Below are 6,610 nucleotides of genomic sequence, written 5' to 3' on the forward strand. Positions count from 1 at the left end.
CTGGTGGATCGTGCTCCTCTCACCCAGGATCGCGATGCGGTCGCCCATCTTGATCGCCTCGTCGATGTCGTGGGTGACGAAGACGATGGTCTTCTTCAGCTCGCTCTGCAGACGTAGGAACTCATTCTGCAGTCGGTCACGTGTGATCGGGTCGATGGCGCCGAAAGGCTCGTCCATCAACATGATGTCGGGGTCAGCACCCAGGGCCCGGGCGACGCCCACGCGCTGGGCCTGACCACCGGACAGCTCCTTGGGGAACCGGTCCCGGTACTGGTCGGGGTCGAGACCCACGGTGGTGAGCAGCTCCTCGGTGCGCGCCTTGATCTTCTCCTTGTCCCAGCCGAGCATCTTGGGCACGGTCGCGATGTTGTCGGAGATCGTCAGGTGCGGGAAGAGCCCGATCTGCTGGATGACGTAGCCGATCCGTCGGCGCAGCTTGTCGGGGTTTCCCTTCGTGACGTCCTCGCCGTCCAGCAGGATGCGCCCGTTGCTGGGCTCGATCATTCGGTTGATCAGGCGCAACGTGGTGCTCTTGCCGCAGCCCGAGGGTCCTACGAGGACGAGGATCTCGCCTTCGTGGATGTCCAGGGTGAGGTCCTCGACCGCCGGGACCTTCGTGCCCGGATAGGTCTTGCCGACCTTGTCGAGGTGGATCTTGGGGGTCTTCGCCTCGGAGTTCATGGGTTCCTCTCGTGGAGCCGGGTGCGTCTTTGGGACGGGCGACCGTGGTCAGGTGCGGAGGCCCCGGGGGGTGGTGAAGCGCTGGAAGAGGCCGAGCAGGGCATCGAGGACGAGGCCGAGCAGGATCGTGAAGACCACCCCGACCCACACTGCGTCGGATGCTCCGTCGAAGCCGTTGCGCGTGAGACCGGCCTTGACGAAGTTGCCCAGGCCGTTGCCTCCGACCAGCGGTGCGATGGCGGCGATGCTCACGGTCAGCAGAGTCGCCACCCGGATCCCCGTCATGATCACCGGCCACGCCAGGGGTAGCCGTACCTTGACGAGCTGCTGCCGTGCGTTGAGCCCCATCCCCTTCGCCGACTCGACCACCGCGGGGCTGACAGAGTCCAGGCCCGTCACCGTGTTGCGGATGATCGGTAGCAACGCGTAAAGGAACAGAGCGCACATCGCGGGGAGATTGCCGGTGCCGGTGATCGGCACGAAGAGCGCGAAGAAGGCCAACGAGGGGATCGTCAGAAAGACCGCTGCCGTGGACAGGACCAACGGGCGCGCAACCGGGTTGCGCTGGATCGCCACCCCCACGGAAACCGCGAAGACACTGGCGAGGGCGACCACGATGAGGGTCATGCGCGCGTGGGTCAGGGTCTCCTCGATGATCCCCTCTTGATTGTCTTGGACGAATGAGAACCAGTCTGCGAGCGCTTCCACCGGGACCTTTCGGGTTGAGGTAGTCGGTCACATTACGGGAGCCGGCAGCCGGTCGTGACTCACACGGCCGAACCCGCCCGGGAAGAACGTCCTCGCGAAGGTGGGACGTCGTCGCGCAAAGTCGGGGTGCGCGCCGCTCAGTCCTCGTTCGACGCGCCGACGAGCACCTCGACGGGCTCCTCGGTGGGCTCCTGGGCCGGAAGGTCAGCGGTGTAGGCGCAGGCGTCGACCGGGTTCTCGATCGCCTCGGGCTTCTCTGCCTTGCGCTTGGCCTTCTTCTTCGGCGGGTTCAGCGCCTTATCGACGACGTCGCGCACGTAGTCGTAGTCGGGATCACCGGAGAAGAACTTCTCCGAGGCTCGGAAGACCACCGAGCGGATCTTGGCGCCCTGCACCTTGAGGAGCAGCTGCACCAGGGGCGAGGCCAGCTCACGCGGCACGTCGGTGGACAGGATGTCCTTGCTGGCCGCCGCGAGATCGGTGTACTTGCGCACCAGGGTCAGCGGGTCGGCCGACTCGATGAGCGCGTCGACCGCGCACCGCTGTCGGTCCATCCGCGCGTAGTCGTCGGAGCCGTAGCGTCCGCGCGCGAACCAGAGGGCCTCGAAGCCGTCCAGCTCCTGGTCGGGACCCGGCTGGAGGTAGCCGGTGGGCGGGATGCCGAGGTCGGTGTTGCCGTTGATCGCGACCGGCTCGTTGATGTTGACGGTGATCCCACCGATCGCGTCGACGATCGTCTTGAACCCCTCGAGGTTGACCAGGACGTAGTAGTCGACCGTGATGCCGAGGCTTCCGGAGACCGCGAGCTTGACGGCGTCGGCACCCTCGTTGTCGCTCTCGCCGAGCACGCCCGGGTGCAGCAGTGGCACCTGCCCGTAGACGGCGTTGAGCATGTCGAACCCGGCATCGCCCTGGTTGGTGCGGAAGCCGTCGGGGTAGATCTCGTGAAGTGCGCTGTCGTCGGGGAACTGGGCGTACATCATGTTGCGCGGCAGGCTGAACATCGTCGTCGTGCCGGACGCGGTGTCCATGCTGACCAGGATCACCGTGTCGGTGCGGACTCCTGTGCGGCCCTCGCCCCCGTCGCCACCGAGGAGCAGGACGTTGACGCGCTCCTGCCCGGCCCAAGGGTCCTCCTCGGTGACGTCCTGCGGCGTCGTGGCGCTCAGGACGTCGTCGGGCAGCACGGTCTCGACCAGGTCGGCCTGCACCAGGGCGTACTGCGCGGCCTTGACGATCGGGGCGGCTCCGACGAGCAGCACGAGCACGACGGTGAGGTAGCCCGCTCCGGTGTGCCAGCGCGGTCGGGCCCGGGGGCGCACGAGCCGGTAGGAGGTGAGCACGACGAAGGCCCACGTGAGCAGGGAGGCCGCCAGCAGCACGGCCATCACCTTCAGCGCCGCGGTGTCGAAGGCGAGGTCGGACAGCTTCGTGCGGAGGTCACGACCGAAGTACCAGACCACCAGGCCGAGGACGCCGGCCCAGAGCGCCAGGATCAGCAGCCCGAGCCAGCGTCGTCCGGCGTAGAGGTAGCCCGACCCGGGCACCATCGCCGCGAGCACGGTCATCGCGATGGTTCCGGGCAGCCCACTCGCACGTCGTCGGGTGCGGCGGGCTCGCGAACCTCCGGTCACTCCGCGCGATCGCAGCCGCGGGAACCTCGACGAACGAGCGGCCCGACGGTGCCCGACCGGGCGCGCCGACGCAGCGTCGTAGCCCGGGGGGAGATGGTGGGACATGGGTCCTCGTCGTGAGCGCAGCCAGGAGATCCGACGGTCTGCGGATCTGTCCCGAGAATAGCAACGGCCCGGGGCCGAAGAGGTGATCTTCGGGGCCCCGGGCCGTCGCATTGCTCCCCCGGCTGGACTCGAACCAGCGACATCCTGATTAACAGTCAAGCGCTCTGCCAACTGAGCTACAGGGGATCGTGCGGGGCATACGTTAGCAAGGGTCGACCTCCGGCCGAAATCCGGATGCCCTCACTCGCATCCGGACCACTTCTAGGCGAGTCCGAGCTCCTCCCGCGCGGCTGCGAGAGCCTGCGCGGCAGCCAGTCGGACACGCGTGTCGTGAGGGTCGATGCCCTCGTCGTACTCGTGGATCCAGACGATCTTCGAGCGGTCGGCGACCGCCCCCGGGGCGCGACGAGCGATGACCCGCACGCCGAGGCGACCTTCGAGCGCGACGTGGCGCTGGAGGACGACGCTGGCCGTGACGCGCTCGCGCACGAGCTGGAGGAACCGCGCCGGCTCCTCGAGGACGAGGTGGTGCTCGGGTCGTGGCTCACCCCAGCTGCCGACCTCGCTGACGTGCAGCGTCGCGGTGTCGGAGTCCCAGTCGGCCGCCTCGACGTCCTCCCACGCGATCCGGGTGCCGCCGGGCAGGTAGAGCGCCTCGCGGGTGCCGCCGACCACGGTCTCGCCGTCGCTCGACGACGCCCAGGCGAGCAGTCGCTCTCCCCGCGGCACCTCGAGATCGGGACGACTCCCCCGCCGGAGCCCGAGCCGAGCCGGCCGCTTCACGTCGTACCCGCGATGTGGTCGCGCAGGGTGCGGCGGTGCTGCTCGAGGGCCGCGAGCTCGCCGAACATGCGGTTGTAGTCGGCCGCCTGGTCGACCGGATTGGTGCGCTGCAGCTTGGACTTGAGGTCGGCGATGCGGCGCTGGGCCGTCAGCTCGAGGAGCTTGAAGACGTAGCTGCCGACGTAGGCGGCGTCGGGCGCCTTCATCAACGGCTCGACCGCCAGTGCGGTGATCGCCGAGGACACCGCCGGGTCGGTCGCGGCGTCGCGCAGACGCCCGGCCCAGCCGTCGTCGTCGGCGCCCGCGACCGTGCCGCCGGCGGCGGCGACCAGCTCCCACACGCCGCGGAAGACGGGGTGGGTGAAGTCGTTGGCCCCGATGTCGGCGGTCGTGCGACCGATCGCCATCGGCGCCTGGATGACGAGCTTGAGCGTCTCGCGCTCGATGGAGAACCTGGGGTCACGCAGGTCGGGGACGTTGCTGCGTGGCCGCGTCTCGGGCTGCGGCGCAGGCGAGCCCTTGGACTGCGCGCCACCGCTCGGGCGCCCGGCAGCCCGGCGTACCTCAGCCTGGACGTCGACCGGGTCCATGCCGGTGAGGGCGGCGATGTCGCGGGCGTAGGAGGAGTTGACGACCGACGCGTCACGACTGCTGGTCACCAGCTTGGCCGCCTCGCGCACCGCGGCCACCCTGCCGTCGGCCCGGTCGAGGTCGAACTGGGAGACGACGTTGCTGAGCACGAAGCGGTAGAGCGGCACGCGCCGGGCCACCAGGTCGCGCACGGCGGCGTCGCCCTTCTTGATGCGCACGTCGCAGGGGTCGAGTCCGTCCGGCTCGATCGCGACGTAGGTCTGGGCCACGAAGCGTTGGTCGCCCTGGAACGTCTTCAGCGCGGCGTTCTGACCCGCGGCATCGCCGTCGAAGGTGAAGATGACCTCGCCGCGGAACTCCTCGTGGTCGTGCAGGAACCGGCGCAGCACGCGCGTGTGATCCTCGCCGAACGCCGTGCCGCAGGAGGCCACCGCGGTGGTCACGCCGGCGAGGTGGCAAGCCATCACGTCGGTGTAGCCCTCGACCACGACGGCCTGCGACTGGCGGGCGATGTCCTTGCGCGCGAGGTCGATGCCGTAGAGCACCTGGCTCTTCTTGTAGAGCGTGGTCTCGGGGGTGTTGAGGTACTTCGCCTCGATCTTGTCGTCGTCGAGGATCCGTCGGGCGCCGAAACCGATGGTCGCGCCACTGGGGTCACGGATCGGCCAGAGCAGTCGGCCGCGGAACCAGTCGTAGGCCGACCGACCGACCTTCACGACGCCGGCGGCCACCGCCTCGTCCTGGTTGAACCCGCGTCCTCGCAGATGGCGCAGCAGGGCCTCGCCGTCGCGCGGCGCCCAGCCCATGCCGAACATCTCGGCAGCGGGGCGGTCGAAGCCACGCTCGGCGAGGAAGGTGCGTCCGGGGCCGGCGTCCGGGCCGGCCAGCTGCTCGGCGTAGAACTCCTGAGCAGCACGGTTGACCTCGACCAGGCGCTGGCGGGGCGGGCCCTTGGGGCGGTCGTCGCGGTCGTCGCCCTCCTCGCGGCGCAGCACCACCCCGGTCTTGTCGGCAAGCCGCTCGATGGCCTCGGTGAAGGAGAGCCCGTCGATCTTCATCAGGAAGGAGATGACGTCGCCGCCCTCCTGACAGCCGAAGCAGTTGCCGGTGAGGATGTTGTCCTCGAGGGTGAACGCGTGTCCGTCGGCGACCTCCGCGCAGAAGACCTCCTCGACCCGGTCGGTCTCCTCGACCGACTCGACGACCCACCCGCGCCGTGAGAACTTCTTGTCGGCCGACACGAACCGTTCACGATGGGAGTCGAGGAGGAAGAACTCCTCGGTCAGGTCCTCGCCGATGAGGTGCACGCGGCGCAGGTCGGAGGGCTCCCTGCCGGTGAAGCCGACGCGGGACTGGGTCGTGATCCCGTAGGTGCCGATGCCGAGACGCGTGCACACGTCGCGGACGAACTCGAGCGCCTGCTTGTCGGCTGAGTTGAGGATCACCGTGCCGTCGGCCGCGACGCAGCCGTCGGCCGCGAAGTATCCCGCGAGCCACCCGTAGAGGTAGGACACGGACTCCCCGAACGGCGGTAGCTCCTTGAAGAACCTGGGCAGGTGGTGCACCAACACGTTGCCCTCGGTCACGGAGGTCTGACTGTGGGGGAACCACTTGAGCATGGTCATGTCCTTGGGCGGACAGAACTTGGCCATGGACCCCGTCCCGGAGCGGGTTCCGTCGCCATAGGTGAAGCCGTGGGCGATCCCGAAGGGCGACGGCGTAGTGCGCCAGATCCGAGATCGCGGGAACTTCTGCACCATCCGGTCGCCGGGCTTGAGGTCGGTGGTGAGGGCCTCGCGCTCCTTGTCCTGCTTCTTGCCGGCGCGGACAAACCAACGGTGACCGTCGGTGGCGTAGAGCTCCTTGCGCTGGCGGTTGCGGGTCAGGACGATCCGCAACAGCGGCTGGATGCCGTAGGAGTGGAACGGCGCCTCGACCCACCGGTTGTGGCGGTCGAGGATCCGGTGCGTGCCTCCGGCGAGCTCCGAGATAGGACGGGACCCCTCGTAGGTCAGCACCTTGGTCTCGCCCGCGAGGCAGTGAAAGAAGTTTCTGCTCGGGTTGACGTTGAAGCTCGGCGACTTCTCGTCGTGGAAGGGGCACAAGCC

At 68.6% G+C, this 6,610-nt stretch carries 5 protein-coding genes and 1 tRNA gene; all 6 read right to left on the reverse strand.

Features of this window, described 5'->3' with window-relative positions; all coding sequences use genetic code 11:
• The coding region (locus tag VOI19_RS11340; RefSeq protein WP_323793074.1) for an ABC transporter ATP-binding protein at window positions 1–681 on the reverse strand (681 nt) is incomplete at its 3' end.
• 48 nt (window positions 682–729) lie between these two features.
• Window positions 730–1,308: an ABC transporter permease gene (locus VOI19_RS11345; RefSeq protein WP_323793075.1), complete on the reverse strand. Its 579-nt coding sequence runs from the start codon at window positions 1,306–1,308 to the stop codon at window positions 730–732.
• 218 nt (window positions 1,309–1,526) lie between these two features.
• The gene (locus VOI19_RS11350) at window positions 1,527–2,957 is read right to left on the reverse strand and encodes an LCP family protein (protein WP_323793076.1); all 1,431 of its coding nucleotides are present in this window, start codon (window positions 2,955–2,957) and stop codon (window positions 1,527–1,529) included.
• Window positions 2,958–3,241: 284 nt separating this feature from the next.
• A tRNA-Asn gene (locus tag VOI19_RS11355) sits at window positions 3,242–3,314 on the reverse strand.
• A gap of 75 nt (window positions 3,315–3,389) precedes the next feature.
• Entirely contained in the window at window positions 3,390–3,911 is a 522-nt protein-coding gene (locus VOI19_RS11360; protein ID WP_323793077.1) for a hypothetical protein, read from the reverse strand.
• The coding region (gene dnaG, locus VOI19_RS11365) for a DNA primase (RefSeq protein ID WP_323793078.1) at window positions 3,908–6,610 on the reverse strand (2,703 nt) is incomplete at its 5' end. The genes dnaG and VOI19_RS11360, both read right to left, overlap by 4 nt.

The organism is Nocardioides sp. (assembly GCF_034670285.1).
Classification (GTDB): Bacteria; Actinomycetota; Actinomycetes; order Propionibacteriales; family Nocardioidaceae; genus Nocardioides.